We start from the raw sequence: 25,350 nt of genomic DNA, 5'->3' as shown, positions 1-25,350 counted from the left end.
GCCCAAGTGGATTTTAGAGGACAAACCGTCATCGTCATAGGCGGAACGAGCGGTATCAATCGCGGTATTGCTGAGGCCTTTGCGGCCTCGGGGGCCAAACTGGCCGTTGCCAGCCGGTCGCAGGAAAAGGTGGACGATACCATCGCAGCGCTGAACGACGCCGGTGCAGCCGAAGTTGTCGGAGCGGCCTTTGACGTACGCGACCCCGAGGCTGTGGCAGAGGGCCTCAAAAAGTTCCATGAGGCTTTGGGCGACTTTGACGTTCTGGTGTCCGGTGCAGCAGGGAACTTCCCTGCGTTGACCTCTGAGATGTCGGTCAATGCGTTCAAGACGGTGGTGGATATCGACCTGATGGGCACGGTCCATGTGATGAAGGGGGCCTACCCTTTCCTGAAACGCCCCGGTGCCAGCATCATCAACATCTCAGCCCCGCAAGCGTTTCTGCCCTATGAGGGTCAGGCGCATGTCTGCGCCGCCAAGGCAGGCGTGGATCAGATCACCCGGACGCTGTCGATGGAATGGGGGGTCGAAGGGATACGCGTGAATTCCGTCGTTCCCGGCTTTATAGAAGGTACCGAAGGCGCACGGCGTCTGGCACCAACAGAAAACGCCCACGAAGAAATTCGCGGTGACGTTCCCTTGGGGCGTTGGGGCACAACGCAAGACGTGGCCAATGCCTGCCTTTTCCTCAGTTCGGACATGGCCAGCTATATCAGCGGCACGGTTTTGTCCGTGGACGGGGCGCTGTATCAGCGCGGCTCGGGCAAGTTTGGACAAATGATGGGGCAGATGCTGCGCGCGGCAGCGGGGAAAAAGGGCTGAGTGCAACTCAGCCCCCTTTGATCAGTTTGTGGTTTCCAGCCCTACCGGCTTTCCGACAACCGTAAAATGCAGCCCATCAGGGTCGAGCAATTCGCTCGCTACTCGGTTCACCTCATCCAGGGTCACCGCGTTCACCTTGTCATTGCGGGTGGCGATGTAGTCGATGGGAAGGTTCTCCATCTGCATACCCACCATGATCCCGGCGATCCGACCATTGCCGTCAAAACGCAACGGATAAGCTCCAGTCAGATAGGTCTTGGCGTCGTCCAGCTCTTTCTGCGTCACACCCTCGGACGCGGCGCGTGCCCATTCGTCGCGGATAACTTCGACCGTTTCGGCGATGCGGTCATTGGCCGAAGAAACTGATCCCAAATAGACCGAAGCCAGATCCTTGGGCACCAAATAGGTTGAAACGCCATAGGTCAGCCCACGTTTTTCACGAACTTCCTGCATCAAGCGGCTTTCGAACCCGCCGCCGCCCAAGATGTGATTCAGAACAAAGGCCGCAAAAAAATCCGGGTCGTCTCGGTCAATCCCTGCATGGCCAAACAAGGCAACGGACTGTGGCGTATCAAAGTCCACCACGCTGATACCACCGGGGATGTTCACATCAGCGCGATCGGGAATAGGCTTACCAGTTTCAGGCAGCTCCGCCAGCAGCTTGTCCAGAAGCGCGCCCAGTTCTTCGGCAGTGATATCACCCACGGCACCAACATAAAGCCGGTCCTTGGCGAAGACATTGTCATAGGCGGTAACCACATCATCGCGCGTCAGTGCAGAGACACTTTCAACCGTGCCCTTGCCCTCGGTGCCGTAGGGATGATCGCCATAGGCCATCTGCGCAAAACTGCGCCCTGCAATATCGTTCGGGTCGGTTTGGTCAGACCGAAGGCCGGACACAACCTGAGCCTTTACCCGCTCAACAGCGTCCTCGTCGAAGCGTGGTTCGTGGATCGTCGTTTGTAGCAGATCGATTACATCATCACGATTCTCGGTCAGGAACTTTGCCGAAATCGAAACTGAGTCGTCCGATGCATTATACCGGAATGAAGCAGCCAGCGCCTCCAGCTCACGCGCGTAAGTGCGGGCGTCCATGTCGCCTGCACCTTCTTCGATTAGCCCACTCATCAGGTAGACTGCGCCGCGCTTTCCGGGCTCGTCCAGCGAGGTGCCACCGCGAAAACGCAGTTCTAGGGCAGTGAATGGGATCGAGTGATCCTCGACCAACCAAGCGGTGATACCACCAGGTGAGGTGACCTCTTTGATCTCAATCTCAGCCCACGCGGGCAGCGCGACGACAAAGGCTATCAGGGGGGCGATAAACCACTTCATTGTGTCACCTCATCGTCTTGCATGAGCCATCCAGTGACCGAGGTTTCCGGTTGCAGAACCTCTCGCGCGGCGGCGATGATTTCTTCACCTGTCACAGCCTGCAGGATATCAGGCCAAGCTTGCACGTCCTCGACCGTCAAACCGCTGGTCAGAGCGCGGCCATAACGGTTCCCGATTCCGTCAACATTGTCGCGCGCATAGGTTTGCGCCGCGCGCAATTGCATCTTGATCCGATCGAGGTCTTCTTCGTTTACACCCTCGGCAATAAAGTCAGCGACTGCCTGATCCATGGCATCCTCGGCCTCTTGCAGCGACACACCTTCTGCCGGAACCACCAAGAGGTCAAAGGTTGTGTTATCCAACGAAACTCCGCGATAGAAGGCACCAGTGTAGACGACCTTTTGCTGTTCGAATTGCAGCTTTTCATTCAGATACGATGTGGTACCGCCGCCCAGTAGTTCAGACAGCAAGTATAGCGCCGCGGCTTTCTCCTGCGCACCTGCGTCACGCTCGGGCGCCAAATAGCTGCGTTGGACATAAGGTTGCGCGACACGCGGGTCTTTGTAAGTCAGGCGACGTTCAGCCAGTTGCGGCGGCTCTTGAGAGCGGACACGCTCGACCAATTCCGGATTTGCGGGAATGACGCCATAATATTGTTCGGCCAGCTCTTTAACCGCATCAGGTTCAACGTCCCCGGTTACCACTAGAATCGCGTTGTTGGGCGCGTAATGGTTCTGGTAGAAGGATAGCACGTCCTCCATATCAAGCATCTCCATCTCATGCCGCCATCCGATGACCGGGATAGCATATCCATGATTGAGGTACTGAGCCGCGCTCATCTGCTCGCCGAACAAGGCACGGGGGTTATTGTCGGTGCGCTGGTTGCGTTCCTCAAGAATCACATCGCGCTCGGTAACGATATCCTCTTCGGTCAGGCGGAGGTTGCGCATCCGGTCCGCCTCCATCTGCATCATGAGTTCAAGACGATCTGCTGCCACGCGCTGGAAATAGCCGGTGTAATCGTAGGAGGTGAACGCATTGTCGTTGCCACCATTGGCCGCAACAGTGGCAGAAAACTCTCCTGGTGCTAGCGTATCTGTACCTTTGAACATCAAGTGTTCCAGGAAATGCGCAATGCCGGACGTGCCGGATGGCTCATCTGCGGCCCCAACGCGATACCAGACCATATGCTGCACGACTGGCGCGCGGTGATCTTCGATCACTACGACATCCATGCCGTTATCCAGCGTAAATGTTGTAACCGCCTCATGGCCTTCCTTAGCCATCAAAGGGGCGGCGGCGAACAGGGCGGCACACAAGGCCAGGGCCCGAACCATAGGGCATCCTCCGTTTCGTTTGGTGCAGTTCAAACTACGGCGGTACCGCTCAGGTTCAAGTCCGATGACGGAAAGTTAAGATTTATTCATCAGCCGGAGGCGCAGAAGGCGTCTCAATCCCCGCTCGACGTGCAGCTTCGTTTTGCACATCAGCGTCTAAAGCCTCACGCCGATAGACCTGTTCATAGCGGTCGACTTTGAACAACCGCAATCGTGTCCAACGACCCTGCTTTTTACGGAATTCAGCGTCCTCGGTGTCGACGACCTGACGTGTGTTGGCAGGAACGCCATAGCGACTCGAGGCGGTAACCAACGCCGCGTCTGAGGATGGAATCGCAGTGCCGGGGTTCAGCGCTGCCGCGCTTCCGCCCAACGCCACAACAGCGTCAGCCTTAGGCGTCGGATCAGTCAGGTTAGCACCACCCGGCGTGGGCGCAGGAAGGAAAGAATAATCCTGCGGCTGGGTCAGCGGTTTAACCGGCATGACCGAAAACTCGTCTGGACCGTCCCCAGGCGCCTCAAGATGGCGCAAGCCAATATCCGCGCAGCCGGAAACCGCAAAGGCAAATGTCACAGCAAATATGGAACGCGGCAACCGCATCGGAGTCTCCAGCCAGTTTCAGCCGCTTTTATCGCATATCACCCGGCGCGTCACGAGGGCTTTTTGCTGTCAAACAACACAAGCCCAAAAGCGCCTGCAAAGATGAAGACGTCTGCCAGGTTGAATACAAACGGATTATTGATGCCGCAGCAGGACATGTTCAAGAAATCCAGTACATAGCCGTAAAGGACGCGATCCAACACATTTGCAACCGCGCCGCCGATCAGCAACCCACCGCAAAACAGCATGAGTTTTGAAGGTGCCGAGCGCATCAACCAGATTAGAACGCCAACCGAGATCGCCAGTGATACGCCGATCAGCACCCAGCGCGCAGCATCTGAATCGCCCTGAAAAAGGCCGAAATTGATGCCCCGATTCTCGCCATACTTAAACACCAGAAGAGGCGGCAACACTTCTATATTGCCCTCGGCCACGCGCATCACGTGTACGACCAGATACTTGCTGATCTGATCGATCAAAAACGCGGCCAGCGCGGCCCAGAGCAGAAGGCGCATGCGCATCAGTGACGGAAGTGGCGCATGCCGGTAAAGACCATCGCCAGACCGGCCTCGTCCGCGGCTGCGATCACCTCGTCGTCGCGCATCGAGCCACCGGGCTGAATGACGCAAGTCGCGCCTGCCTCGGCAGCTTCCATCAAACCGTCGGGGAAGGGGAAAAACGCATCCGAAGCGACGGCTGATCCGATTGTCAGCGGTTGCGGCAGGCCCAGCGCGTCGGCCATACGTTCGGCTTTTTTAGCTGCAATCATGGCTGAGTCCAACCGGCTCATCTGACCAGCGCCGACACCAACGGTCGCGCCGTCTTTGACATAAACGATGGCATTTGATTTGACATGTTTCGCCACTTTCCAAGCGAACAGCAGGTCACGCATCTGCTCATCTGTCGGAGCCTTCTTGGTGACGACTTGCAGATCATCCATGCCGACAAAGCCATTGTCCTTGTCTTGCACCAACAGACCACCGGCCACCTGACGCACGGTTTTGCCGCCTGCAGTCACATCCGGCAGGCCATCCGTGGTCAACAAGCGCAGGTTCTTCTTGGCGGCGAAGATCGCCTTGGCCTCATCCGACGCGCCCGGAGCAATTACGACTTCGGTGAAAATCCCAGTGATTTCCTGCGCGGTTTCAGCATCCAGCGGCTGGTTCAGCGCCACGATGCCACCAAAGGCAGAGGTGCGGTCGCAGTCAAACGCCGACTTGTACGCCTCCAGCAGTGTCGCGCCCGTGGCTACGCCGCAAGGGTTGGCGTGTTTGATGATGGCGCAGGCCGCGCCTTGCGATGGGTCAAACTCGGCCACCAGTTCAAACGCTGCGTCGGTGTCGTTGATGTTGTTGTAGCTCAGTTCTTTGCCCTGATGCTGCACGGCAGTCGCAACGCCGGGACGGTTGGTGCCATCGGTGTAGAACGCCGCCTGCTGGTGACTGTTCTCACCATAGCGCAGGGTTTGTTTCAGCTCACCCGCGAAAGCACGGCGTTTAGGAGCCTCAAGCTGCAGCGTATCGGCCATCCAATTGGACACAGCGGTGTCATAGGCGGCAGTCCGGGCATAGGCTTTCTGCGCCAGCCACTGGCGGAAACCATAAGACGTCTTGCCGTAATTCTCTTCCAACTGATCAAGCAGCGACGAGTAATCCTCGACATCGACCACTACGTTCACAAACGCATGGTTCTTCGAGGCCGCGCGGATCATCGCCGGGCCGCCGATGTCGATGTTCTCGATGCATTCGTCGTAGCCCGCGCCTTTGGCAACGGTTGCCTCGAACGGATAAAGGTTCACCACCAGCAAGTCGATTGCACCGATGCCGTGCTCATTCATTGCTGCCACGTGGCTGTCATTGTCGCGCAGGGCCAGCAAGCCACCGTGCACCATCGGGTGCAGGGTTTTTACGCGGCCATCCATCATTTCGGGAAAGCCGGTAACTTCGCTTACATCCTTCACCTCAAGCCCGGCATCACGCAAAGCTTTGGCCGTTCCGCCGGTCGACAGCAGCTCAACCCCACGCTCGGACAGCGCCTTTCCCAGCTCGATCAGTCCGGTCTTGTCGGAAACGGAAAGCAGCGCGCGGCGCACGGGGTGAAAGTCGGTCATGGGTCCAAAGGTCCTTTTGGCGTCAGTCGAATTCGGGCTCGTCCCGGTGCAGATCGCGCACGGCATAGGCTGTATCCTGTGCCTTGCTCAGCGTCCACCGGATGCGCGTCGCATACTCCATTGCGCGGCCAGATAGAACGATCTGTTTTGTCGCGCGTGGCTTTAAACGGCCTTTTTCAAGGTAAACGCTTGGTTCAACGGTCAATTTTCCTACGCCATCGTGACGGAAAACCCATATCTCTCCGCTTTTCAACGCCATAGACACCGCCGCTCCACCCAAATCAATGGCCGCATCCACATCAGGATGCAGGTGAAATCGAATATCAAAGTCGATGCCATTCAAGCCAGAGGCATCCAACGCCTTATCAAATTGCCGCTTGGCCTTATCGGTTGCGGTCAACAGAATATCTTCGCCAATCAGTTCGCGCCCGTCAAAACGCAGCTCGAATGTGCGGGCGTGGGTCAGGCCGAAGGTTTTGGTATAGCCATCATGACCAACCATAAAGCGGTTGCCCTCGAAGGCCTCTTCAAACTCGGTTGGAACATCCCGGGGCGCATCAACCAATGCCTCGTTCTCACTGCCGTTCCCCGCATCCGCCAGCCGGGCGCTGGAATAGCCGTCCAAACAAAGGGTCGAATGCGACGGAGTCGCGCGCCCTGCGCGACGCCATTCTGAACCAAAGCTTTCACCCGAGCCGCAATTCACAATTAATGGTCGCCGCCCCGAGGTCAGCTCAAAAGCCAGGGTCGAGGCATGCGCGTTAAATGATGCGGCCCCCTTGGGCGGTGCACTGGCGTCAACAATAACACTGGTTCGGGCCGCATACAGCCGAGCAAATCCCATCGCCAAACCTGTGGCGTGCTGCGGCCTGACCCCGCTTTGAGCCAGCGCTTGATCCAACCGTCCTTCGACTCCGCGCCCGCCGCCATGAAACCGGGCCAGCGCACCGTCAGAATGGCGCAAACTGCGCAAAGTCGGTGCCATACGCTTGATCGCATCAGCCTGCGCGCCGGGTGTTCCGCGCCCCAAATCGCTCAGCGAGGCCGAGGTCCAGGATAAGAGAGTGAACACCTCAAGCAGCTCTTCGGGGTTGCGCGTAGATATCCCACCCTGCGGGTCGATCTGTTTCTCGCATTCTTTCGCAAGGGCTCGCAGCGCCGGATCAGCCATCTGCTCAAGACCTTTTAAAGCCAACCCAGCCTGAACCAGACCTGCCAACGCCTCGAACCGGGGTAAGCCCGGTGTGGCGACATGCCAGCGTTTGGACAGAAACCAGGTTTGCTGAGCCAACGCGCGGAAAAACTGGCGGTGCTGTTTTTCATCTGCTCCACGCAGCAAAAAAGTAGCGTGGTTGATCCAACGCAAAATCCGCCGTCCGGTCAGATCAGGTGCCCAGCCGGGTCCCTGTCCGCGACCGTGCGCGTCGATCCAGCCCCAAACCCAGCGCTGTGCCTTGTCGCGCGCGCGCATATCGCCAACAGCCGCCAGATCATCCAGCCATGCAAATCCATGACGCTCGTTATCGAAGCCAATGCTGGGGGCGGTGACATCCCACAGGCCGGTATCCTCTGCCTCAACAAGGTAACCTGCAAACAGTAAATTCCCAGCCACCAATTGCCGCCCACGCGCGAACGAGCCGACAGTCCGCGGCTCAGGTTCGCGCACGAAGCCAACTACCGCTTTACGCCGCTGGCTTAACCGCGCGTACAAACGATTTTGAAACCGAGTCCATCTACCGGCCATGGTTTGAGATTTCGACATGACGCTCGTTACTCTGCCCCTCGCGCTCTGCTGGCGCCTGAGACCCAACGATAGCCCGGTGCGATCGTCAAGTCACCGAAAAGCATGCGCTCAGGCCGATTTGTTTAGACAGGCAATGTAGAACCCGTCCATCCCGCCGCGATCCGCCCAATAATCGGGCCGCAGACGCAGGCCGCCCTCTTCGGTGATCCAATCAGGTTCGATCCCGGCAATGTTCAATGCGTCGCGATTCACCACCATATCAGGGTATTGATCCAAGGCTTCCTCGACCTGCACCTCACCCTCGTCCGGCAGCAGCGAGCAGGTGCAATAAACCAGCCGCCCGCCTGGCCGCAGAAGAGTCCACGCGTGAGCCAGCATTTTTGCCTGCAAATCAATCAGCCCTCCGAACTCAGAACCGTCCTTGGCAAAGGGTAAATCCGGGTGACGCCGGATGGTGCCCGTGGCCGAACAGGGTGCATCCAACAAGATCGCATCGTATTGGCCCTGATGCTCTAGCGCATCGCCTGCGATAACACTCGCGTTCAACTTGGTGCGCGTAAGGTTTTCCCGGACCCGTTCCAAACGCGCCTCGGATATGTCCAGTGCAGTCACTTCGGCTCCAGCTGCTGCCATCTGAAGCGTCTTGCCACCGGGCGCAGCGCAAAGGTCCAGAACTTTCTCGCCGGCCAGCGGTGCCAAAATACGCACCGGCACCGCAGCGGCAGCATCCTGTACCCACCAAGTGCCCTTATCAAACCCCGGCAGGGTCGAAACCTGTCCTGCTTCGTTTATCCGCAGTGATCCAGTAGGCAATGCCTCTCCAGGTCCAGTAGCACCCGGCTTGACCGTAATATCCAGTGGCGCAGCGGTGAAATGAGCCTGCTCCATATCTGCCACGGCCTCATTACCCCACGCCATAACCAAAGGTTCACGCAGCCATTCGGGCATGCGTGGCACCCGCATCTTCGGCCAAGCCTCTGGGCCTTCGGCGGCCACTTTGCGCAGAACTGCGTTGACCAGCCCCTTCAAGCGCCCGTGCTTGCGCGAGCGGCCCACAATCTCGACCATGGAATTGACCACGCCATGCGCCGCCTCGCCGTGACACAGCTCCACAGCGCCCAAACGCAACGCGTTGTGGACGGTCAGTGCGGGTGTCCGGTTTAGGTGGTTGCCAAGCAGTCGGTCAGCGCGTTCCAACCCTCGCAGAGTTTCCAATGTCAGGCGTTGCGCCCTTGCGCGATCCTCGGGGTCCAGCCGGTCCAGCGCACCTGCTGCCATGCATTCGGACAACAGCCGCCCTTCGCCCAATATCTGATCCAACAGATAGATCGCGCTGCGTCGCGCCGCCGTTGCGTTATCGGACATGGAACCGCCTTTGATTAAATCCCCGCCCGCATTGCCAATGGCGGACGCGAGCGTATATCAAGCCCCAGCACGGAAAGGAACCCGAAGTCATGAGTGACGACCGTAAAGACCTGCCCCCTGCCGCCCAGCGTGCATTGGCCGAGGCCGAGGAGCGTCGTAAAAAGGCCGATGCCGAAGCCAAGGAGCGGCCCAAGGAGCTGGGTGGACGCGACGGCCCCGATCCGGCTCGTTATGGTGATTGGGAAAAGAAGGGTCTGGCAATCGACTTTTAGGTGCTCAGCCTTGCAAGGCCTGTAGAAAATCGGCGATCAAAGCACGCTGCTTTTTCGATTTGGCCCGATCCTCGGGCCATGTCAGCCAATAACCATCTTTGGTCTTCAGTTCTGGCAGACCCAACCGACGTAGCCGCCCGGACTGTAAATCCGCATTGGCCAAAGGCACTGATCCCAGTACCACACCCAAACCCTGCCTAGCCGCAGAAATAGCGTGTTCCATCGAATCAAAGCTGATCGTTGAGGGCGGCAAATCCGTCTGTTGCGTTTTACGCGCCCAGTCGCGCCAAGCAGGACGTTCGCCGCGCAGATCAATTAGCGGCGCGCCCCAGTTCACGCCGGGTGCGGCCATCGGCACCAGCACCTCGCGCGTAATCAGAGACGCATCACGCCCGGGCCACGCCCCGCGCCCATAGCGGATTTGCAGCCATGTCCGCTCCTCGTCCAACGACGACCGGCGCGCCACGGAATCAGTCATCACACGCACTTTGGGCTGCACCTCCTGAAACTTTACCAAGGCAGGCACAACGAGGGCGTGGATATTCGAGGACAGCCCCGCCACCCGCAACTCACGCGGGGATTTACCAAACAAATCCTCGGTGCTGCGTTCCAACGCTTGCAAGCTGTCTTGCACCAACGGTAGATAGCTTTCCCCTTCGACAGTCAGCGACACGCCGCGTGCCTCGCGCACAAACAACGTCCGACCCAGCCATGCTTCAAGGTTTCCGATCCGCTGGCTGACCGCCGCCTGAGTCAGCCCAAACTCGCGCGCCGCCGCCGAAAACCCGCCCAGTCGTCCAGCAGCCTCGAACACGCGTAGCCAGTCCAGAGGCGGCAATCCGATCTTTTTCTTAACCATAAGATTTTCCAAGCCTCAGCCGAAAGAAGCATTAATTGTCGTAATGCCACATGTGTCGTATCTGCTCAACCAAAGCCCGCGCTGAACAGGAGACCCCCCATGCTGCGCACCGCCACCCATGACGCTTCGGTCGTGACCGTCGAGTTCGACACCGGAACCCAGGCCCGCTTCCACGCCATCTGGCTGCGCGACAATGCGCTGGACCCCGAAACCCGCGCGCCGGGTAACGGTCAAAGACTGATCACCATCGGGGACATTCCGGTGGATGTTTCGATCGGCGCGGCAGAGGTTGTGAGCGGCGACCTAAAGGTCACGTTCAAGCCAGAAGGCAAGTCCGTCACCTTCCCCGCCGCGTGGTTAGCCGATCATGTTTATGACCGCGATCAAACGCAGAAAACCGGTCGCACCGCCACCGGCATCACCACTTGGGAACGCGGCATCGATGCGCCCAGCGCGGACTGGGCCGAGGTCCACACCAACCCTGTTGCCAAACGCAACTGGCTGGCTGCTGTAACCAAGTTCGGCTTTGCCAAGCTGACCGGTGGCCCGACCGAACCGGAATCGCTATTGCAAGTGGCCGATCTGTTCGGGTTCGTCCGCGAAACCAACTATGGCCCCTATTTCGAAGTTCGGACCGAGGTGAACCCGACCAACCTCGCATACACCGGCCTCGGTCTGCAGGCCCACACGGATAACCCCTATCGCGATCCAGTGCCGACGCTGCAGATCTTATATTGTCTGGAAAACTCCGCCGAAGGCGGCGATTCCATCGTCGTTGACGGTTTCCGCGCCGCCGAAAAGCTGCGTGGCCAAAACCCCGCGGGCTTTGCCCTGCTGGCAGGTTACCCGGCGCGGTTCGAATACAAAGGATCAGATGGTGTGTGCCTGCGGTCTCGTCGCCCGATGATCGAACTTTCACCGGACGGAGAACTGATTGGCATCCGCTTCAATAACCGCTCGACCGCGCCTTTGGTCGATATCCCGTTCGATAAGATGGAGGCCTACTATGCCGCCTATCGCCAATTGGGCGAGATCATCGACGATCCGGCCATGGGCGTGTCGTTCAAGCTGGAGCCCGGTGAGAGCTTCATTGTCGACAACACCCGCGTTCTGCACGCACGTCTGGGTTATTCCGGCGTTGGTTCACGCTGGTTGCAGGGTTGCTACGCGGACAAGGATGGCCTGTTGTCCACACTAGCGGCAATGGAGATGGCGCAGCCGGAGGCAGCGGAATGAAACCTGACTTCTCGACCCTGAACCGGGACAACATCGTGGCCTTCATTGGCGATATCTTCGACCGCCGCGGTGGTGAGGAATACCTCGGTGAACCCGTCACCATGGCCCAGCACATGCTGCAAGGCGCCACCATCGCCGAGCAGAACGGCCAGCCGGACGAAATCATCGTCGGCGCGTTGCTACACGATATAGGGCATTTCACGTCCGAGTTTGGCACCTACCACCCCGACGACACCGAGGATCGGCATCACGAAGACGCGGGCGCAAAAGTGCTGGAACAATTCTTCCCTTCGGTCATCACCGATTGCTGCCGTTACCACGTGGCGGCCAAGCGCTATCTCTGCGCAACCAAGCCCGAGTATTTCAACCGCCTCTCCGCCGCCTCGGTTCATACGCTGGAATTGCAGGGTGGTCCGATGAGCGCCGAAGAGGTCGCCGCTTTCGAAACCAACCCGAACCTGAAAGAAATCATTCAGGTCCGTTATCTGGACGAGGCAGGCAAACGCGCCGACATGGAAACCCCAGGTTTCGCCCATTTCGCACCGATGGTGCAGCGTATGGTTGATATACACTTGGGCAGCGCATGACCGCGCCTGAGTACATTTTTGAAGCCAGCACAAAACCCTCTCTGCCTTGGCACGAGGTCCCGCTGATCCGCGCCACGGACGCGTCGGTCAAAGGCTATGGCTGTCTGGTCAACGACCCCGACAGCTTTGAGATCGAGATCGTGCGCTGGCCACAGCAAGGCTGGCGCCCCATCGACGAAGGCACCGGCGACGAAGGCGGCTGGGTCGAGGGCACGTTCAAATGCGATTGGCAGGGCGACGTGCTGTATGGCGAGAACGAGGCGGTCAAAGGCCACTATGTTCTCGGCTGGTCCACCGATCCGCAAACCGCGCGGACTGATCGGCAGACGGCACCCCGCGATCAAGTTCTGTTATGGCACATGAACTACCACCCAGATGGGGGGCAGATGTTCTGGCCGCTGGACAACAAGCCGTTTATCGTCCCAGTTGCCCTGCCCGGAGACAACCTGAGCCCCGACAAGGTAGTGGCCTTCTGGTGTGACGGATCGCGCGGCCTCTATATTCATCCCGGCATCTGGCACGAAGGCATATTCCCTGTTGAAGACCAACAACGGTTTCTCGACCGGCAAGGACGTGTTCACGCGCGGGTCAGTGCGGATATCGGCAAAGAGTTCGGCGTCTATCTCGCCTGTCCTTTAAGTGAAGACAAGATCAGGGACCTTTGACGACAGGAGCTTTCAGAAACCCTTAACCTTTGTCGGAAACTTCTGTGATACTGTTGAACAACATCCAGCAGCTACGGGAAGCATCACATGGGATTGAACAGGCGCAAGGTTGTCCAGTTGGGAACCGCGGCAACAGTTGGAACGTTGCTGCCGCGTATGACGATTGCGGCAACAGACCAGGATGAGGGGTTCGAGCAGGACCTTGCTGATACGCTCAATCAACTGAGAACCGCATTCTCGGAACTTGGATTCACCGAAGCGGACGCCCTTTCGATTGTATCCGGGATCAATGACTACAATGGCGGATTTCGGCACGATTTCGATCAATCTGTTTTGCCATCCAACGCCTTTGTCATCCAGCCTTTGGCGCGCGTTGCCGATGTAGATGAGAAATCTCGCGCAGATGTGTTACCACTTTTCCACGAGGTTGGCTGCCATCCCGCGGATGCCGACGGTCAGGCCACAACACGCCTGATGATGCGTCTTCTGACCGAAGTGTTTGGTCTTGATTCCTCCCGCATTGCCTTTGTCAGCGTACCGCAAGCCGAAGGTATGCGCCCGGTGATGGACGAGTTGGGCCTACCCTTCACCGAAAAAGTCTTGCTGCGCGACGAAGAAGAAGCGTTGGCCGCACGCGACGCATCAGGCTATTTTTTCCCCGATCCATTTGGCGATGACTACATCGTGACGATGGGAGTCTACTACCGAATAGGCGACACGGACGAGCCAGCCCCCACCGCCTATCCTCCGTCCGAAAACTGGACCGAAATTGGAGAAATCGTGATCGGAGGGGAAGCTGCCCCGCTGGGTATTTCCATCGGAGCCGAGCGCCTCACCTTTGCGCTGACAGGCCGGTACCCAACATGGGACCAGCGGCTTGGTGCGCTGTTCGCGCAAGTCGAACAAGAGGCCACTGAGCCGCCCGGAATGTCCGCCTTTCGGTAAAGAGGCTTAAAGCCCCAGCACATCCACCATGTCATACTGACCGGGTGCTTTCCCCTGTCCCCACAACGCCGCTTTCAGCGCGCCGCGGGCAAAGATGGCGCGGTCGGTGGCCAGATGGCGCAGGACAATGCGCTCTCCGGGTGCAGCAAACAACACGTCATGTTCACCAACGATGTCGCCACCGCGAATGGCGTGGAAACCGATATTACCGCGTTCACGCGCGCCCGTGATCCCGTCGCGACCCCGATCCGCAACATCGGCCAGCTTGACGCCACGGCCTTCGGCAGCGGCCTCACCCAGCATCAGCGCAGTGCCCGAGGGGGCATCGACTTTGTGGTGGTGGTGCCCTTCTATGATCTCGATATCGAAGTCCTCATCCAGCGCGGCCGCCACCTTTTTGGTCAGTTGCACCAGTAGGTTCACACCGAGGCTCATATTGCCTGCCCGCACGATGACCGCGTGGCGCGAGGCCGGTTCCAGCGCCGCGATCTGTTCATCAGTCATTCCGGTGGTACCAATAACGTGAACGCAACGCGCCTGCGCCGCCAGCGCGGCAAACTCCAATGTTGCTTGGGGCGCAGTGAAGTCGATGACCGCCTGCGCCTGTGCAAACGCCTCCAGCGGATCGTCGGTGACTTTAACGCCCAGCGCCTGACCACCCATCGCCTCACCCACATCCTGACCAATCCAGTCATGACCCGTTCGCTCGACCACACCAACCAGACGTGCCTGATCGCTGTCGCTCACGGTTTTGATCAGCATCTGCCCCATACGGCCCGAAGCCCCTGTGATGACGATCCCCGGAATATGGGTCATTGCGCTGGTCCTTTTTGTTTAAGTCGGCTCAAAGCCTCCTACCCCGTTCGCGCCCGCTTGGCAAAGCCCTGCTTTGGGCTTAGATCGGGGATATGGCAAAGAACAAATTCCACGATGGCCCCGGCCCGTCCCAACGACAGCTGCGTGTCGGCGAACTGATCCGTCGCACCCTGTCCGAAGTTCTGGCGCGCGGAGATGTCCACGACCCCGACCTGAACCGTATGTCGATCACTGTGGGTGAGGTGCGCACCTCGCCCGATCTGAAAATCGCAACAGCTTATGTCCTGCCCTTGGGCGGCAAAGGGCAAGAGGATGTGATCGAACTGCTAGCCCGAAACAAAGGCGAGTTGCGGCGCATGGTCGGCAAGAAGGTCGGGCTGAAGTTTTCGCCTGATCTGCGGTTCCGTCTGGACGACACGTTTGACCGTCTGGACGACACCCGCCGCATGTTCGAACAGGACGCGGTACGCCGCGATCTGGACGAGTGATCCGCACGCTGGCCACATTGGGCGCGCTCCTGTGGGCCGCGCAGGCTGGCGCGGTGAGCTGTGAAAAAGTCACCCACGACGACAAGCGGTACACTGTATGCGAGGTCGACGCCGCAAACGAAGACCTGCGTCTGTTTCTAAACGACGACAGTGGCGATCTTTTGGGGCATTTCTCCTCGGTCAACGAGGCGCTGGCCCCCAGCGGCAAGCGTTTGGCCTTTGCGATGAACGCAGGCATGTATCACGACGACCGCTCACCTGTCGGCCATTACGTCGAAGATGGCCAAGAGCATATGCGCGTGATCGCCAACCCGGGCCCCGGTAATTTTGGCCTGCTGCCAAATGGCGTTTTCTGCATTCGTAACGGCCGCGCAGATGTATTCGAAACACTGGATTTCGTCGACAAAACCCCCGAGTGCCGTTTCGCAACCCAATCCGGACCAATGCTGGTGATCGACGGCGAATTGCACCCGCGCTTTCTGATCGACTCTACGTCACGCTATGTGCGCAATGGCGTCGGCACCAGCGCGGATGGCACACGTGCGGTGTTTGCGATCTCGGACGATTATGTCACCTTCCACGAGTTCGGCAGCTTGTTCCGCGATGTACTGAAAACCCCGAATGCGCTGTTCCTGGACGGCAATATCTCTCGCATGTATGAGCGCGCCAGCAACCGCTCGGATATCGGATTCTCGCTGGGACCAATAGTAGGCGTAGTCGAAGACGCGCCCTGAGTTTGACAGCGCCGAAACGATCCGCTAGGTCGCGCGCCTCAGCAAGATTCTAGGTGTGATATGGGACGCAAACGCAAGGGCCGCGACATTTCCGGTTGGCTGGTGGTGGACAAGCCTGCGGGCATGACCTCGACTGCGGTGGTCAACAAGGTGCGCTGGGCGATGGACGCGAAAAAGGCAGGCCACGCGGGCACGCTGGACCCCGAGGCAACCGGCGTTCTGGCCGTGGCGTTGGGCGAAGCGACCAAGACCGTTCCTTACATAACCGACGCGCTAAAGGCCTATACCTTCACCGTGCGTCTGGGTCAGGCCACCAACACTGACGATGCCGAGGGTGAAGTGATCGCACAAAGCGATGCGCGCCCTTCGGATGAGGACATCAAACAGGCTTTGGCGCCGTTTCTGGGCGACATCATGCAAGTCCCTCCTAAATTCTCGGCCGTGAAAATCGCCGGCCAGCGGGCCTACAAACTGGCCCGCGACGGCGAAGATGTGGAACTGTCCGCCCGCCCATTGTGGGTTGAAGAACTGGTTCTGGCTGACCGCCCAGACGAGGACCATGTGGTGCTGGAAATGACCTGTGGCAAAGGTGGTTATGTCCGCTCGATCGCGCGCGATTTGGGTGCCGCGCTGGGATGCCACGGTCACGTCAAGGAACTTCGCCGGATCTGGTCGGGCCCGTTCGAAGCTGAGGACGGCCTCAGCATCGAACAGATCGACGAAATGGCCAAGACAACCGCACTGGACGAGTATCTGCACCCGTTGGAAACCGGTCTTGCCGACCTGCCTGAATTGAAGTGCACACCCGAAGGCGCAACCCGCCTGCGCAACGGCAATCCGGGCATGGTGCTCGCCTCGGACGTTGAATACGGCGATGAGGCATGGGCCTCGCTGGATGGGAAAGCCGTGGCCGTGGGCATCTACAAATCGGGTGAATTACACCCGAGCCGGGTGTTCGCCGCCTGACAGCCGTGTTAGGCGAAAGGCATGATTACCAGAACGCACACCAAGGGCGACGCGCCTTCGACCGCCATATACTCCGATTGCGAAAACTATCGCTACAGCCTGACCCGCGTCTGGGATCCGGCGGGACGCAAGGCATTATTTGTAATGCTGAACCCCTCAACCGCGACCGAGGTGCAAAACGACCCTACAGTTGAACGCTGCGAACGCCGCGCCCGGACGTTGGGGTTCGGAGCGTTTCAGGTGACGAACATCTTTGCCTGGCGCGATACCGACCCGCGCAAAATGCGCGCCGCTGCCGATCCTGTTGGTCCGGCGAATGACGCGGCCATTCTGGACGGTGTCGAATGGGCCGATCAAGTTATCGCAGCTTGGGGCACACATGGCGCACATTTGGAGCGCGGCCCAGCGGTCGAGACCCTGCTCCGCAGCACCGACCAACCCTTGTTTCACTTGGGGCTGACCAAGGACGGGCATCCAAAACATCCGCTATATATCGCTTACACTCAGCAACCTGAACCTTGGCGATAAAGTATTAACCACAAAGTCAGCTTCGTTTTGACCAAGCAATTGATTGCATGGAATGTTTACCCTCGTTGCGGTGTGTTCAGGGAAGAGTCTAATGTTTCTGTTCGGTTTCCTAAGCTTGGCCGCTGTTGGCGGTGCCGCCTATGCCATGAGCGATGCATTCACGACGGAAGTCGAGCCACTTGAGGACGACAGGATCGAAGACGAGCCAGAAAAGATCTCTGAAGGAGAGTTTCTGGAAATTGACGAAGACCCCGACACGCCGGAAGACAGCGCCGAAGAAGAACCTTCGGAGGGAACCATATTGTCCGAATTCGAAGGTGATCTGGTCATAGCAGGCACCGATCAAACCGACGTGCTAACAGGCTTGGACGGTGACGATCAAATAAACGGCTACGGTGCTCAAGACACCATCGACGGCGGCGCAGGTAATGACGTTTTGTACGGAGGCGAAGGCGCTGATGCCATCTGGGGCGGCGAAGGCGACGACATCCTACACGGTGAAGAAGGCAACGATCTGTTAACCGGGGACGCCGGAGACGATACGCTGTATGGCCATTTTGGACAGGATCAATTGGATGGTGGTAAGGGAGATGACGACCTGTATGGCGGTCAGGACAATGACATTCTTATCGGGAGTGACGGCGACGACGCATTGCACGGGGGCTTTGGCGACGACAATCTGCTCGGCGGTTCTGGGAACGACGTTCTATTCGGCGGGGACGGTGATGATACCTTGCACGGCGACGATGGCGAAAATGAACAGTCCACTGACTTTCTGAACGGTGGCGCAGGACAGGATACGATCCTGGCCGATAGCGGCGATATCGTTACCGGAGGCGACGATGCCGATGACTTCGTCATCGCAAGCGAACCCAATGACGAAGCTGTTACAGTGATGGATTTCCAACCTGGTCAAGACAAATTGTTCGTTTCATGGGATGGTCAAGACGACCCCGATATCCGGATTGAGCAAGACACCAACAATCAAAACCTGACCCACGTGCAGATCGACGGGCATAGCGTGGCGCACTTACTTGGCGTCGAAGGCATGACCGCGGATGACATTCAACTGATCGGCCAAGCTGAATTGGCGCAGTTAAGGGCTTTGGATTGACCACCTAGAATCCTTTTGCCATTTGCTTGAAATACGCTTATACGCGCGCATCCGCACTGGAATCGGTGCGGTTTTCTCCATGGGCCTGTGCTGGACGACATCCCGGCCTGCGCCATTAACTCTAACCTTTTAAAGGAGACCCCGATGTCGATTACTGCCGCTGATAAAGCACGCGTCATGAAAGAATTCGCAACCAAGGACGGCGACACCGGTTCGCCTGAAGTCCAGGTTGCTATCCTGACCTCGCGCATCAACACCCTGACTGAGCACTTCAAGACCCACAAGAAAGACAACCACGGTCGTCGCGGTCTGCTGAAGATGGTTGCCCAGCGCCGCAAGCTGCTGGACTACCTGAAGGGCAAAGAAGAAGCGCGCTATCAGGACCTGATCAAAAAGCTGGGCATCCGCCGCTAACAGCTTTATGCGCAAAAATTGAAGCCGGATTTATCCGATTTGAACGCCCGCCAATTTGGTGGGCGTTTTTTTGATTAGCGGTTCACAAAAGTCGACAACACCATCGTCACGTCAAAACGATGGCAGCGCTAATAGATGTCAGCGATGCGGACAGTATCAACATTCATTGAATGGTTTAGGATGTTTTTGGGTCCAGGTGAAAATCCGCGTCCTGCAACAGATTGAACTTTACAGCAATTGCACTGACCTGCCGATAGAAGGCCACCAATTGCTTGGTCGGGCCTTGCAGGCGAGCCAAACCGATAGTTGCCGCAACCACAGTGCCGACGTCGGTGGTGCCGTCCAGCACGTGCAAGCCGCCCACAAGCAAAACCCCGACGGTTCCGGCCCCGTTAATTGCGCTAAGCACGAACTTGGAGGATAGTTTCCATTTGAAAATCTGTAGTCGGGTTTCGAAGATGTCGTCAAATTTCGTCGATATCTCTGAAGCTGGGATTTCGTCAGACACCAGTTTGTTGGTGGCGTCCCGAAGGGTGTGAACGCGTTCCGCAACAAGCACGTTGACCCGGCTTTGAGCCGTCAGGACGATGATCACCTGCGGCACAATCATTGCAAGGGCAATCAGCCCTAACGCGGGGTCGTTCGACGCAATGTAACCGATGATAACCGCCAGCGTTCCTGCTTGCAGCAGTGGCTCGGAAAGGGCGCTCCCGGAAAATTTTCCGACCTGTTCTGCTTCGGCCGACATCATTGTTGCCTTCACCCCGGGAGTGATTGAGGCGCCGCTGGTCTGGGTGTTAGTTGGCGCGCGGCAAATAGAGTTTCTTAGACTGCGGATCATTCCCTCGCCCAGACGACTGGACAAATACCCAAGTACCCATTTCAAGGCCAGGCTAAGAAGGATTACCAAGCCCATTGCCAGTCCAAGAGACCACAGGTCCGGTGCATCGATGGAGCCATAAGTTAATCCGTTTACGATTTCCTTTTGGTAGTTCAACGGCAGCGCGGCCAGCCCGGCAATAGCCAGCGAAAGCAGTATGTTGATCGTCTGCTTCCGAGCTGTTGCAAACCAAATGGATTTATAGAACTGGATCATGACGACTTGCTCCGAAAAATGAACGCCACAAAAAATTTTTGTAGACGAGTGTACTGATTTTGGGTTTTGAAACTAGCAAACGGGTTGGAGCCAGTATCGTGATGCTCTCAGTTGCGGGCTATCGAACACCGACTGAAAGGCTCACACACGTCTAATGTTTTAGGTTCAGCGCTGACCTTCCCGGCTATGTTGAACACCGATGGCTACTTTGGGCTCAAAGCCGACAGTCGCTTCCCCAAAAAAATGCCCGCCAGAAAGCGGGCATTTCTCATCTTCACTAGCTTTAGATATTACATCTTTGACCGTTCCGATTTCAGCGCCAGCCACAAGCAATAGCACATGACCAGAACCACAAGCGTGAACGGGATACCTGTGGACACCGCTGCGCCTTGCAGGGCCGCAAGGCCTCCGCCCAGCAACAGTGCGATGGCGACCAGACCTTCAAGCGTGCACCAGAAGACCCGCTGGACCACCGGAGCGTCCATCTTGCCGCCCGCAGTGATCGTGTCGATCACCAGCGAGCCCGAGTCAGACGAGGTGACAAAGAACACCACGATCAGGATCAGCGCGATGGGGGCGATGATGCCGTAAAGCGGCAGTTCCTTCAGGAAGCCAAACAGCGCACCCTCGGGCGCATAGCTGTCGATCACCGTGGCGCGAACTCCTTCCGCTCCACCTGCGTTCAGCATGTCGATGGCCGCACCGCCAAAGGTCGACATCCACAGGGCGCAGACCGCCGTGGGTGCTACCAAGGCGCAGATGACAAACTCACGCACTGTGCGACCCTTGGAAATGCGGGCAATGAACATGCCCACGAAAGGTGACCATGCAATCCACCAAGCCCAGTAGAATGTGGTCCAGCCGTGGAAGTAACTGGTATCTTCACGCCCGAACGGGTTGGACAATGCAGGTAAGTGCAGCACGTAATCCGTCATCACATTGAAGTAACGCGAGATAGCTGTGCCGATACCGGTTACGGCGATCACGAACAGGAACAGGCCCACGGCCATGATCATGTTGATCTCACTCAGCCGTTTAACCCCTGCATCCATGCCCAGCAGGACTGAGCCTAGCGCGATCATGGTGATGCCGATGATCAGCAGGACAACCACTGTCGGACTAGGTTCGATGCCAAACACTTCGTACAGCCCAGCTGCAACCTGTTGCGCACCCAGACCCAGCGAAGTGGTCAGCCCGAACAGCGTCGCAAACACGGCCAATGTATCGATGATATGGCCCCACCAACCCCAGACGCGCTCGCCCAGGATCGGGTAAAAGGCTGACCGCAGTGTCAAAGGCAGTCCGAGATTATAGCTGAAGATCGCCAGAGCCAGGCCCACAGCGGCATAAACCGCCCAGCCCTCAAGGCCCCAGTGGTGGATGGTACCCACGATACCAATGTATTCATTGCCCGGCACAGCGATGTCTAGGCCCAATGGGCGCGCATTACCGTCCTCGGCAAAGTTGTAATACACAGGCTCCATCACGCCAAAAAACAGCAGACCGATACCGATGCCAGCCGCGAACATCATCGCGATCCAGCCAGCATAGGAATAATCGGGCTTGGCATCCTTGCCGCCGATCCGGACCTTGCCCACCGGTAGGATGATCAGCACCAGACAAAACAGGGTGATCGCGTCCACGGACAGAACAAGGAACCAGTCAAACGTGCTTGTCAACCATGGTCTGAGCCAGCCAAAAAAGGTGGCTGCTGCTTCTTGGTTGGCCAATGCGATCAAAACGAACGCGAAGATCAGGATACTTGAGATCAGAAAGACCGGGTTGTGAATGTCCAGACCGAATGGCCGGACGTTGTCCTGACCCAGTTCATATTCGGTCTCAAAGTCATAAATCCGGGGATCCGGATCCAACATTTTTTTTGTTTGAGTCATTCGACTCTCCCTCAGTTTGCTACATGCAAACGCCAAGGTCTTGGGTCATTGGACATCAGTATTTTTGGTTTTCCCTGGCGCGTTTCTTGCCCTTTCGACCACATCCTTCGTGGTAAGAGCTTACACCGGCTTCAAAAATTCGCAAAATTCATTCATATTTTTGAATAATGTTCGCAACGGCGAGACTGCCAGCGATGCGCATCCGATAGGAAAAACCCTTATTCCAGAATTGTAGCGCCACCCGTTTTGCGGCTGCCCGCTGCGCGCAACCGGTCCTTTAGGCTGGGTGTCCAGGTCATCTGACCGTCATGTGCCCGCATCGTCTCGACAAGATCAGCGTCCAGTCGAAATGTCGCGCGCATTGGCATCACACCATCGACCACATTCATCTCACGTTCCGAGGGATCGATGACCAATCGGCCTGTTAGGCGCACCGGCTCATGCGCATAGGCCGGTGTCCAATCATCACGCAGCCTCACACGGATCATCTGGTTTGGCGGCGGTGGCGGTAAATGGCTGCACATGCCAGCTTTGGGCACCAGATAAGCCACCGAATGCCCGTCTTCATCCGGCGGTGCAGGCAGCGCAAAACCCATCATGGTCACGGTTTGGCCGTCGAGGCCGGGGTTTCCGCTGGTATCGGCCGTACTGCGTCTCTCAGATACAGCCTCGCGCTGGGACAGAAGCCAGTCGATGTCGATCTGATCAGCCGCCAGAGCGTCTTCGGTTTCGGTTAGAAGTTCCTGCCATTTCTGACGCTCTTCTAAGCTGCCGACATCTTGCTGCAACCTGCCACGCAGGCGTATCGCGAACAGAAGATCATCAAACTGTTCCGGGGTCAGGTCACGGAACGGGTCGTCGAAGTTCTGCGCCGCCGGGTCCGGAAGGGCAGCCCAGTCCATTGGCGTAGCCGGTGCGGCAAGTGCCGACGGCCCCGAAAGGCCTACTAGAACCAGAGATGCTGCCTTCAACCAGCTCTTCATCGGCAGCCTCCACTAGAAACCCGCACTGCACTTGCATCTTAGCGACGCTACAGGCCCAAGGTCCATGCCCGGATTGTCACAACTGCGGCAGGGCACCAGACCGCACAACAGGTTCGGTTTCGCTTTCCTTTGGGTCCATTCTCATGTATGCGCGCGATATCTGAGACGTTGTGACCTGACCCCGGCACTCGAACGGAAGATAAATTGGGGTCGGCGGCAATGGGGCCGCCAAGCAAACGGGAGACCCGGAGGGCCGGGAGTGCTCCCTTCTAGGATACGCATATGTTTGATGTAACAAAGAAATCGATTCAGTGGGGCGAAGAGACGCTGACGCTGGAAACCGGCAAGGTTGCCCGTCAGGCCGACGGCACCGTGATCGCGACGCTGGGCGAAACCAGCGTCATGGCGAACGTGACTTTTGCCAAGCAACAAAAGCCCGGTCAGGACTTTTTCCCGCTGACCGTGCACTACCAAGAAAAATACTATGCCGCCGGTAAAGTTCCGGGCGGCTTCTTCAAGCGCGAGGCGCGCCCGACCGAAAAAGAGACGCTGACCGCGCGTCTGATCGACCGTCCGATCCGCCCGCTGTTCGTTGACGGCTTCAAAAACGAAGTTCTGGTGATGTGCACCGTGCTGAGCCACGATCTGGTCAACGACCCCGACATCGTTGCAATGATCGCCGCTTCGGCTGCACTGACCATTTCCGGCGCGCCGTTCATGGGCCCGATCGCCGGTGCCCGCGTTGGTTTCGTGGATGGCGAATACGTTCTGAACCCGACCGTGGACGACATGCAGGACCTGCGCCTGAACCCTGAACAGCGTCTGGACCTGGTTGTTGCCGGCACCAAGAACGCCGTGATGATGGTGGAATCCGAAGCCTACGAACTCTCTGAGGCCGAAATGCTGGGCGCCGTGACCTTCGCGCACGAGCAGATCCAGCCGGTTCTGGACCTGATCATTGATCTGGCCGAAGAGACCGCGAAAGAGCCGTTCGACTTCGTCGCACCGGATTACTCGGAGCTGTACGCCGCTGTTTCGGCAGCTGGTGAAGAGCAGATGCGCGCTGCTTTCGCAATCACCGACAAGCAAGAGCGCACCGCTGCTGTTGCCGCTGCCCGTGAAGCGATCAAGGAAGCGCTGACTGAGGAACAGCTGGAAGACGCGAACCTTGGTTCCGCGATGAAAAAGCTGGAAGCCGGCATTTTGCGCGGCGACGTCGTCAAAGGCGGCAAGCGCATCGACGGTCGCTCGACCACCGATGTTCGCGCCATCGAAGCGGAAACTTCGCTGCTGCCGCGTACGCACGGTTCTGCCCTGTTCACCCGTGGAGAAACACAGGCGCTGGCCGTGACCACGCTGGGCACCGGCGATGATGAGCAGTTCATCGACGCGCTGCACGGCAACTTCAAATCGAACTTCCTGCTGCACTACAACTTCCCTCCGTATTCGGTTGGTGAAGTTGGCCGCGTTGGTTCGCCCGGTCGCCGCGAAATCGGCCACGGCAAGCTGGCATGGCGCGCACTGCAGGCGGTTCTGCCTGCGCCGACCGACTTCCCCTACACCGTTCGCGTGGTGTCGGAGATCACTGAATCCAACGGCTCGTCCTCGATGGCTTCCGTCTGTGGCGGCTCGCTGTCGATGATGGACGCAGGTGTTCCGCTGAAAGCACCGGTTGCCGGTGTCGCCATGGGTCTGATCCTGGAAGATGACGGCGAATACGCTGTTCTGACCGACATTCTGGGTGACGAAGATCACCTGGGCGACATGGACTTCAAAGTGGCAGGTACCGAAAACGGCATCACCTCGCTGCAGATGGACATCAAGGTCGCAGGCATCACGCCGCAGATCATGGAAACTGCTCTGGCACAGGCCAAAGAGGGCCGGATGCACATTCTGGGCGAGATGGGCAAGGCGCTCTCCGAGACCAACGAATTCTCGGTCCACGCACCGCGCATCGAAACCATGAACATCCCGACCGACAAGATCCGTGAAGTGATCGGCTCAGGCGGTAAGGTCATCCGTGAGATCGTCGAGGTTTCGGGTGCCAAGGTCGACATCAACGACGACGGCGTCATCAAGATCGCCTCACCCGATGGTGAATCGATCCAAAAGGCCTATGACATGATCTATTCGATCGTGGCCGAGCCGGAAGAAGGCCAGATCTACACCGGTAAAGTGGTCAAGATCGTCGACTTCGGTGCCTTCGTGAACTTCTTTGGCAAGCGCGACGGTCTGGTCCACGTGTCCCAGATCGAAAACCGCCGCCTGAACCATCCGTCGGATGTTCTGAAGGAAGGTCAGGAAGTGAAGGTCAAGCTGCTGGGCTTCGACGATCGCGGCAAGGTCCGCCTGTCGATGAAAGTCGTCGATCAGGAAACCGGCGAAGAGATCGTTCCCGAGAAGAAAGAAAAGAAAGAGGAAAGCGCAGAGTAATCTGAGCACCC

General features: G+C 58.0%; 25 protein-coding genes. 13 read left to right on the top strand and 12 right to left on the bottom strand.

From position 1 onward, the window contains the following. Positions 1–6 precede the first annotated feature (6 nt). Complete coding sequence (locus ACR0L3_RS12620; protein WP_480746081.1) at positions 7–822, top strand: SDR family oxidoreductase; 816 nt, start codon at positions 7–9, stop codon at positions 820–822. A 21-nt stretch (positions 823–843) separates the two neighbouring features. Here ACR0L3_RS12620 and ACR0L3_RS12615 read toward each other — a convergent pair whose 3' ends face one another. The 7 genes from ACR0L3_RS12615 to ACR0L3_RS12585 form a co-directional block, all read right to left on the bottom strand. Then, a complete protein-coding gene (locus tag ACR0L3_RS12615) occupies positions 844–2,154 on the bottom strand; it encodes a M16 family metallopeptidase (protein WP_480746080.1) in 1,311 nt (436 codons plus the stop codon). Then, entirely contained in the window at positions 2,151–3,491 is a 1,341-nt protein-coding gene (locus ACR0L3_RS12610) for a M16 family metallopeptidase (RefSeq protein ID WP_480746079.1), read from the bottom strand. Before ACR0L3_RS12610 ends, ACR0L3_RS12615 begins: the two co-directional genes overlap by 4 nt. Before the next feature lie 82 nt (positions 3,492–3,573). Beyond that, positions 3,574–4,092 carry a DUF3035 domain-containing protein gene (locus tag ACR0L3_RS12605; protein WP_480746078.1) on the bottom strand — a complete coding sequence of 173 codons (519 nt, stop codon included), beginning with the start codon at positions 4,090–4,092 and terminating at the stop codon, positions 3,574–3,576. A 50-nt stretch (positions 4,093–4,142) separates the two neighbouring features. After that, positions 4,143–4,613, bottom strand: coding sequence for a signal peptidase II (gene lspA, locus ACR0L3_RS12600; RefSeq protein ID WP_480746077.1), 471 nt, complete (start codon positions 4,611–4,613; stop codon positions 4,143–4,145). Continuing rightward, positions 4,613–6,202 (bottom strand): bifunctional phosphoribosylaminoimidazolecarboxamide formyltransferase/IMP cyclohydrolase, encoded by a 1,590-nt coding sequence (gene purH / locus ACR0L3_RS12595; protein WP_480746076.1) that lies wholly within the window; start codon positions 6,200–6,202, stop codon positions 4,613–4,615. The genes lspA and purH overlap by 1 nt, the downstream gene beginning before the upstream one ends. Positions 6,203–6,224: 22 nt before the next feature. Then, the gene (locus tag ACR0L3_RS12590; RefSeq protein WP_480746075.1) at positions 6,225–7,964 is read right to left on the bottom strand and encodes a heparinase II/III family protein; all 1,740 of its coding nucleotides are present in this window, start codon (positions 7,962–7,964) and stop codon (positions 6,225–6,227) included. A gap of 90 nt (positions 7,965–8,054) precedes the next feature. Then, on the bottom strand, positions 8,055–9,311 hold the full coding sequence (locus ACR0L3_RS12585; RefSeq protein ID WP_480746074.1) for an RsmB/NOP family class I SAM-dependent RNA methyltransferase: 1,257 nt from the start codon (positions 9,309–9,311) through the stop codon (positions 8,055–8,057). Positions 9,312–9,400: 89 nt separating this feature from the next. Between ACR0L3_RS12585 and ACR0L3_RS12580 the strand changes: the two genes are divergently transcribed. After that, positions 9,401–9,583, top strand: a complete 183-nt coding sequence (locus tag ACR0L3_RS12580) for a DUF1674 domain-containing protein (protein ID WP_480746073.1) — start codon at positions 9,401–9,403, stop codon at positions 9,581–9,583. A gap of 4 nt (positions 9,584–9,587) precedes the next feature. Here ACR0L3_RS12580 and ACR0L3_RS12575 read toward each other — a convergent pair whose 3' ends face one another. Continuing rightward, positions 9,588–10,442: a LysR family transcriptional regulator gene (locus ACR0L3_RS12575; protein ID WP_480746072.1), complete on the bottom strand. Its 855-nt coding sequence runs from the start codon at positions 10,440–10,442 to the stop codon at positions 9,588–9,590. Between the two features lie 99 nt (positions 10,443–10,541). Between ACR0L3_RS12575 and tmpA the strand changes: the two genes are divergently transcribed. The 4 genes from tmpA (at position 10,542) to ACR0L3_RS12555 (ending at position 13,875) form a co-directional block, all read left to right on the top strand. Then, the gene (gene tmpA, locus ACR0L3_RS12570) at positions 10,542–11,678 is read left to right on the top strand and encodes a 2-trimethylaminoethylphosphonate dioxygenase (RefSeq protein WP_480746071.1); all 1,137 of its coding nucleotides are present in this window, start codon (positions 10,542–10,544) and stop codon (positions 11,676–11,678) included. Further along, positions 11,675–12,265 (top strand): (R)-1-hydroxy-2-trimethylaminoethylphosphonate oxygenase, encoded by a 591-nt coding sequence (gene tmpB, locus ACR0L3_RS12565; protein WP_480746070.1) that lies wholly within the window; start codon positions 11,675–11,677, stop codon positions 12,263–12,265. Before tmpA ends, tmpB begins: the two co-directional genes overlap by 4 nt. Next, positions 12,262–12,930, top strand: a complete 669-nt coding sequence (locus ACR0L3_RS12560; RefSeq protein ID WP_480746069.1) for an ureidoglycolate lyase — start codon at positions 12,262–12,264, stop codon at positions 12,928–12,930. Before tmpB ends, ACR0L3_RS12560 begins: the two co-directional genes overlap by 4 nt. 87 nt (positions 12,931–13,017) lie before the next feature. Beyond that, entirely contained in the window at positions 13,018–13,875 is an 858-nt protein-coding gene (locus tag ACR0L3_RS12555) for a hypothetical protein (protein WP_480746068.1), read from the top strand. Positions 13,876–13,881: 6 nt separating this feature from the next. Here the strand turns inward: ACR0L3_RS12555 and dapB are convergent, their stop codons facing one another. Beyond that, positions 13,882–14,691 (bottom strand): 4-hydroxy-tetrahydrodipicolinate reductase, encoded by an 810-nt coding sequence (gene dapB / locus ACR0L3_RS12550; RefSeq protein WP_480746067.1) that lies wholly within the window; start codon positions 14,689–14,691, stop codon positions 13,882–13,884. 92 nt (positions 14,692–14,783) lie between these two features. Between dapB and rbfA the strand changes: the two genes are divergently transcribed. From rbfA to rpsO, 6 genes are all read left to right on the top strand, one after another. Continuing rightward, the gene (rbfA, locus tag ACR0L3_RS12545) at positions 14,784–15,179 is read left to right on the top strand and encodes a 30S ribosome-binding factor RbfA (protein WP_010438628.1); all 396 of its coding nucleotides are present in this window, start codon (positions 14,784–14,786) and stop codon (positions 15,177–15,179) included. Next, positions 15,176–15,913, top strand: a complete 738-nt coding sequence (locus ACR0L3_RS12540; RefSeq protein WP_480746066.1) for a phosphodiester glycosidase family protein — start codon at positions 15,176–15,178, stop codon at positions 15,911–15,913. Before rbfA ends, ACR0L3_RS12540 begins: the two co-directional genes overlap by 4 nt. A 60-nt stretch (positions 15,914–15,973) precedes the next feature. Further along, positions 15,974–16,879, top strand: a complete 906-nt coding sequence (truB, locus tag ACR0L3_RS12535; protein WP_480746065.1) for a tRNA pseudouridine(55) synthase TruB — start codon at positions 15,974–15,976, stop codon at positions 16,877–16,879. Between the two features lie 21 nt (positions 16,880–16,900). Next, complete coding sequence (locus ACR0L3_RS12530) at positions 16,901–17,407, top strand: DUF1643 domain-containing protein (protein WP_480746064.1); 507 nt, start codon at positions 16,901–16,903, stop codon at positions 17,405–17,407. 91 nt (positions 17,408–17,498) lie between these two features. Next, positions 17,499–18,521, top strand: coding sequence for a calcium-binding protein (locus ACR0L3_RS12525; protein ID WP_480746063.1), 1,023 nt, complete (start codon positions 17,499–17,501; stop codon positions 18,519–18,521). A gap of 144 nt (positions 18,522–18,665) precedes the next feature. After that, positions 18,666–18,935 carry a 30S ribosomal protein S15 gene (gene rpsO, locus ACR0L3_RS12520; RefSeq protein ID WP_050605082.1) on the top strand — a complete coding sequence of 90 codons (270 nt, stop codon included), beginning with the start codon at positions 18,666–18,668 and terminating at the stop codon, positions 18,933–18,935. Positions 18,936–19,110: 175 nt separating this feature from the next. Here rpsO and ACR0L3_RS12515 read toward each other — a convergent pair whose 3' ends face one another. From ACR0L3_RS12515 to ACR0L3_RS12505, 3 genes are all read right to left on the bottom strand, one after another. After that, positions 19,111–20,031 carry an ABC transporter ATP-binding protein gene (locus ACR0L3_RS12515; protein ID WP_480746062.1) on the bottom strand — a complete coding sequence of 307 codons (921 nt, stop codon included), beginning with the start codon at positions 20,029–20,031 and terminating at the stop codon, positions 19,111–19,113. 290 nt (positions 20,032–20,321) lie between these two features. Then, the gene (locus ACR0L3_RS12510; RefSeq protein WP_480746061.1) at positions 20,322–21,923 is read right to left on the bottom strand and encodes a BCCT family transporter; all 1,602 of its coding nucleotides are present in this window, start codon (positions 21,921–21,923) and stop codon (positions 20,322–20,324) included. 218 nt (positions 21,924–22,141) lie between these two features. Next, a complete protein-coding gene (locus ACR0L3_RS12505; RefSeq protein ID WP_480746060.1) occupies positions 22,142–22,906 on the bottom strand; it encodes a DUF3299 domain-containing protein in 765 nt (254 codons plus the stop codon). Between the two features lie 282 nt (positions 22,907–23,188). Here ACR0L3_RS12505 and pnp point away from each other — a divergent pair, with 282 nt between their 5' ends. Then, positions 23,189–25,339: a polyribonucleotide nucleotidyltransferase gene (gene pnp, locus ACR0L3_RS12500; RefSeq protein ID WP_480746059.1), complete on the top strand. Its 2,151-nt coding sequence runs from the start codon at positions 23,189–23,191 to the stop codon at positions 25,337–25,339. Positions 25,340–25,350 lie beyond the last annotated feature (11 nt).

The organism is Ruegeria sp. CK1, from assembly GCF_056536545.1.
Note: the sequence above shows the minus strand (reverse complement) of the source record. Positions and strands in the feature narration are given on the sequence as shown.

Excerpts from the sequence above, each read along its gene's own strand:
- truB (WP_480746065.1), top strand. The coding sequence starts at position 15,974 with ATGGGACGCAAACGCAAGGGCCGCGACATTTCCGGTTGGCTGGTGGTG.
- ACR0L3_RS12575 (WP_480746072.1), bottom strand. The coding sequence starts at position 10,442 with ATGGTTAAGAAAAAGATCGGATTGCCGCCTCTGGACTGGCTACGCGTG.
- ACR0L3_RS12515 (WP_480746062.1), bottom strand. The coding sequence starts at position 20,031 with ATGATCCAGTTCTATAAATCCATTTGGTTTGCAACAGCTCGGAAGCAG.
- ACR0L3_RS12580 (WP_480746073.1), top strand. The coding sequence starts at position 9,401 with ATGAGTGACGACCGTAAAGACCTGCCCCCTGCCGCCCAGCGTGCATTG.
- ACR0L3_RS12585 (WP_480746074.1), bottom strand. The coding sequence starts at position 9,311 with ATGTCCGATAACGCAACGGCGGCGCGACGCAGCGCGATCTATCTGTTG.
- ACR0L3_RS12525 (WP_480746063.1), top strand. The coding sequence starts at position 17,499 with ATGTTTCTGTTCGGTTTCCTAAGCTTGGCCGCTGTTGGCGGTGCCGCC.
- dapB (WP_480746067.1), bottom strand. The coding sequence starts at position 14,691 with ATGACCCATATTCCGGGGATCGTCATCACAGGGGCTTCGGGCCGTATG.
- rbfA (WP_010438628.1), top strand. The coding sequence starts at position 14,784 with ATGGCAAAGAACAAATTCCACGATGGCCCCGGCCCGTCCCAACGACAG.
- tmpB (WP_480746070.1), top strand. The coding sequence starts at position 11,675 with ATGAAACCTGACTTCTCGACCCTGAACCGGGACAACATCGTGGCCTTC.
- ACR0L3_RS12560 (WP_480746069.1), top strand. The coding sequence starts at position 12,262 with ATGACCGCGCCTGAGTACATTTTTGAAGCCAGCACAAAACCCTCTCTG.
- ACR0L3_RS12555 (WP_480746068.1), top strand. The coding sequence starts at position 13,018 with ATGGGATTGAACAGGCGCAAGGTTGTCCAGTTGGGAACCGCGGCAACA.
- ACR0L3_RS12610 (WP_480746079.1), bottom strand. The coding sequence starts at position 3,491 with ATGGTTCGGGCCCTGGCCTTGTGTGCCGCCCTGTTCGCCGCCGCCCCT.
- ACR0L3_RS12505 (WP_480746060.1), bottom strand. The coding sequence starts at position 22,906 with ATGAAGAGCTGGTTGAAGGCAGCATCTCTGGTTCTAGTAGGCCTTTCG.
- purH (WP_480746076.1), bottom strand. The coding sequence starts at position 6,202 with ATGACCGACTTTCACCCCGTGCGCCGCGCGCTGCTTTCCGTTTCCGAC.
- rpsO (WP_050605082.1), top strand. The coding sequence starts at position 18,666 with ATGTCGATTACTGCCGCTGATAAAGCACGCGTCATGAAAGAATTCGCA.
- ACR0L3_RS12605 (WP_480746078.1), bottom strand. The coding sequence starts at position 4,092 with ATGCGGTTGCCGCGTTCCATATTTGCTGTGACATTTGCCTTTGCGGTT.
- tmpA (WP_480746071.1), top strand. The coding sequence starts at position 10,542 with ATGCTGCGCACCGCCACCCATGACGCTTCGGTCGTGACCGTCGAGTTC.
- lspA (WP_480746077.1), bottom strand. The coding sequence starts at position 4,613 with ATGCGCATGCGCCTTCTGCTCTGGGCCGCGCTGGCCGCGTTTTTGATC.
- ACR0L3_RS12510 (WP_480746061.1), bottom strand. The coding sequence starts at position 21,923 with ATGACTCAAACAAAAAAAATGTTGGATCCGGATCCCCGGATTTATGAC.
- ACR0L3_RS12590 (WP_480746075.1), bottom strand. The coding sequence starts at position 7,964 with ATGTCGAAATCTCAAACCATGGCCGGTAGATGGACTCGGTTTCAAAAT.
- ACR0L3_RS12530 (WP_480746064.1), top strand. The coding sequence starts at position 16,901 with ATGATTACCAGAACGCACACCAAGGGCGACGCGCCTTCGACCGCCATA.
- pnp (WP_480746059.1), top strand. The coding sequence starts at position 23,189 with ATGTTTGATGTAACAAAGAAATCGATTCAGTGGGGCGAAGAGACGCTG.
- ACR0L3_RS12615 (WP_480746080.1), bottom strand. The coding sequence starts at position 2,154 with ATGAAGTGGTTTATCGCCCCCCTGATAGCCTTTGTCGTCGCGCTGCCC.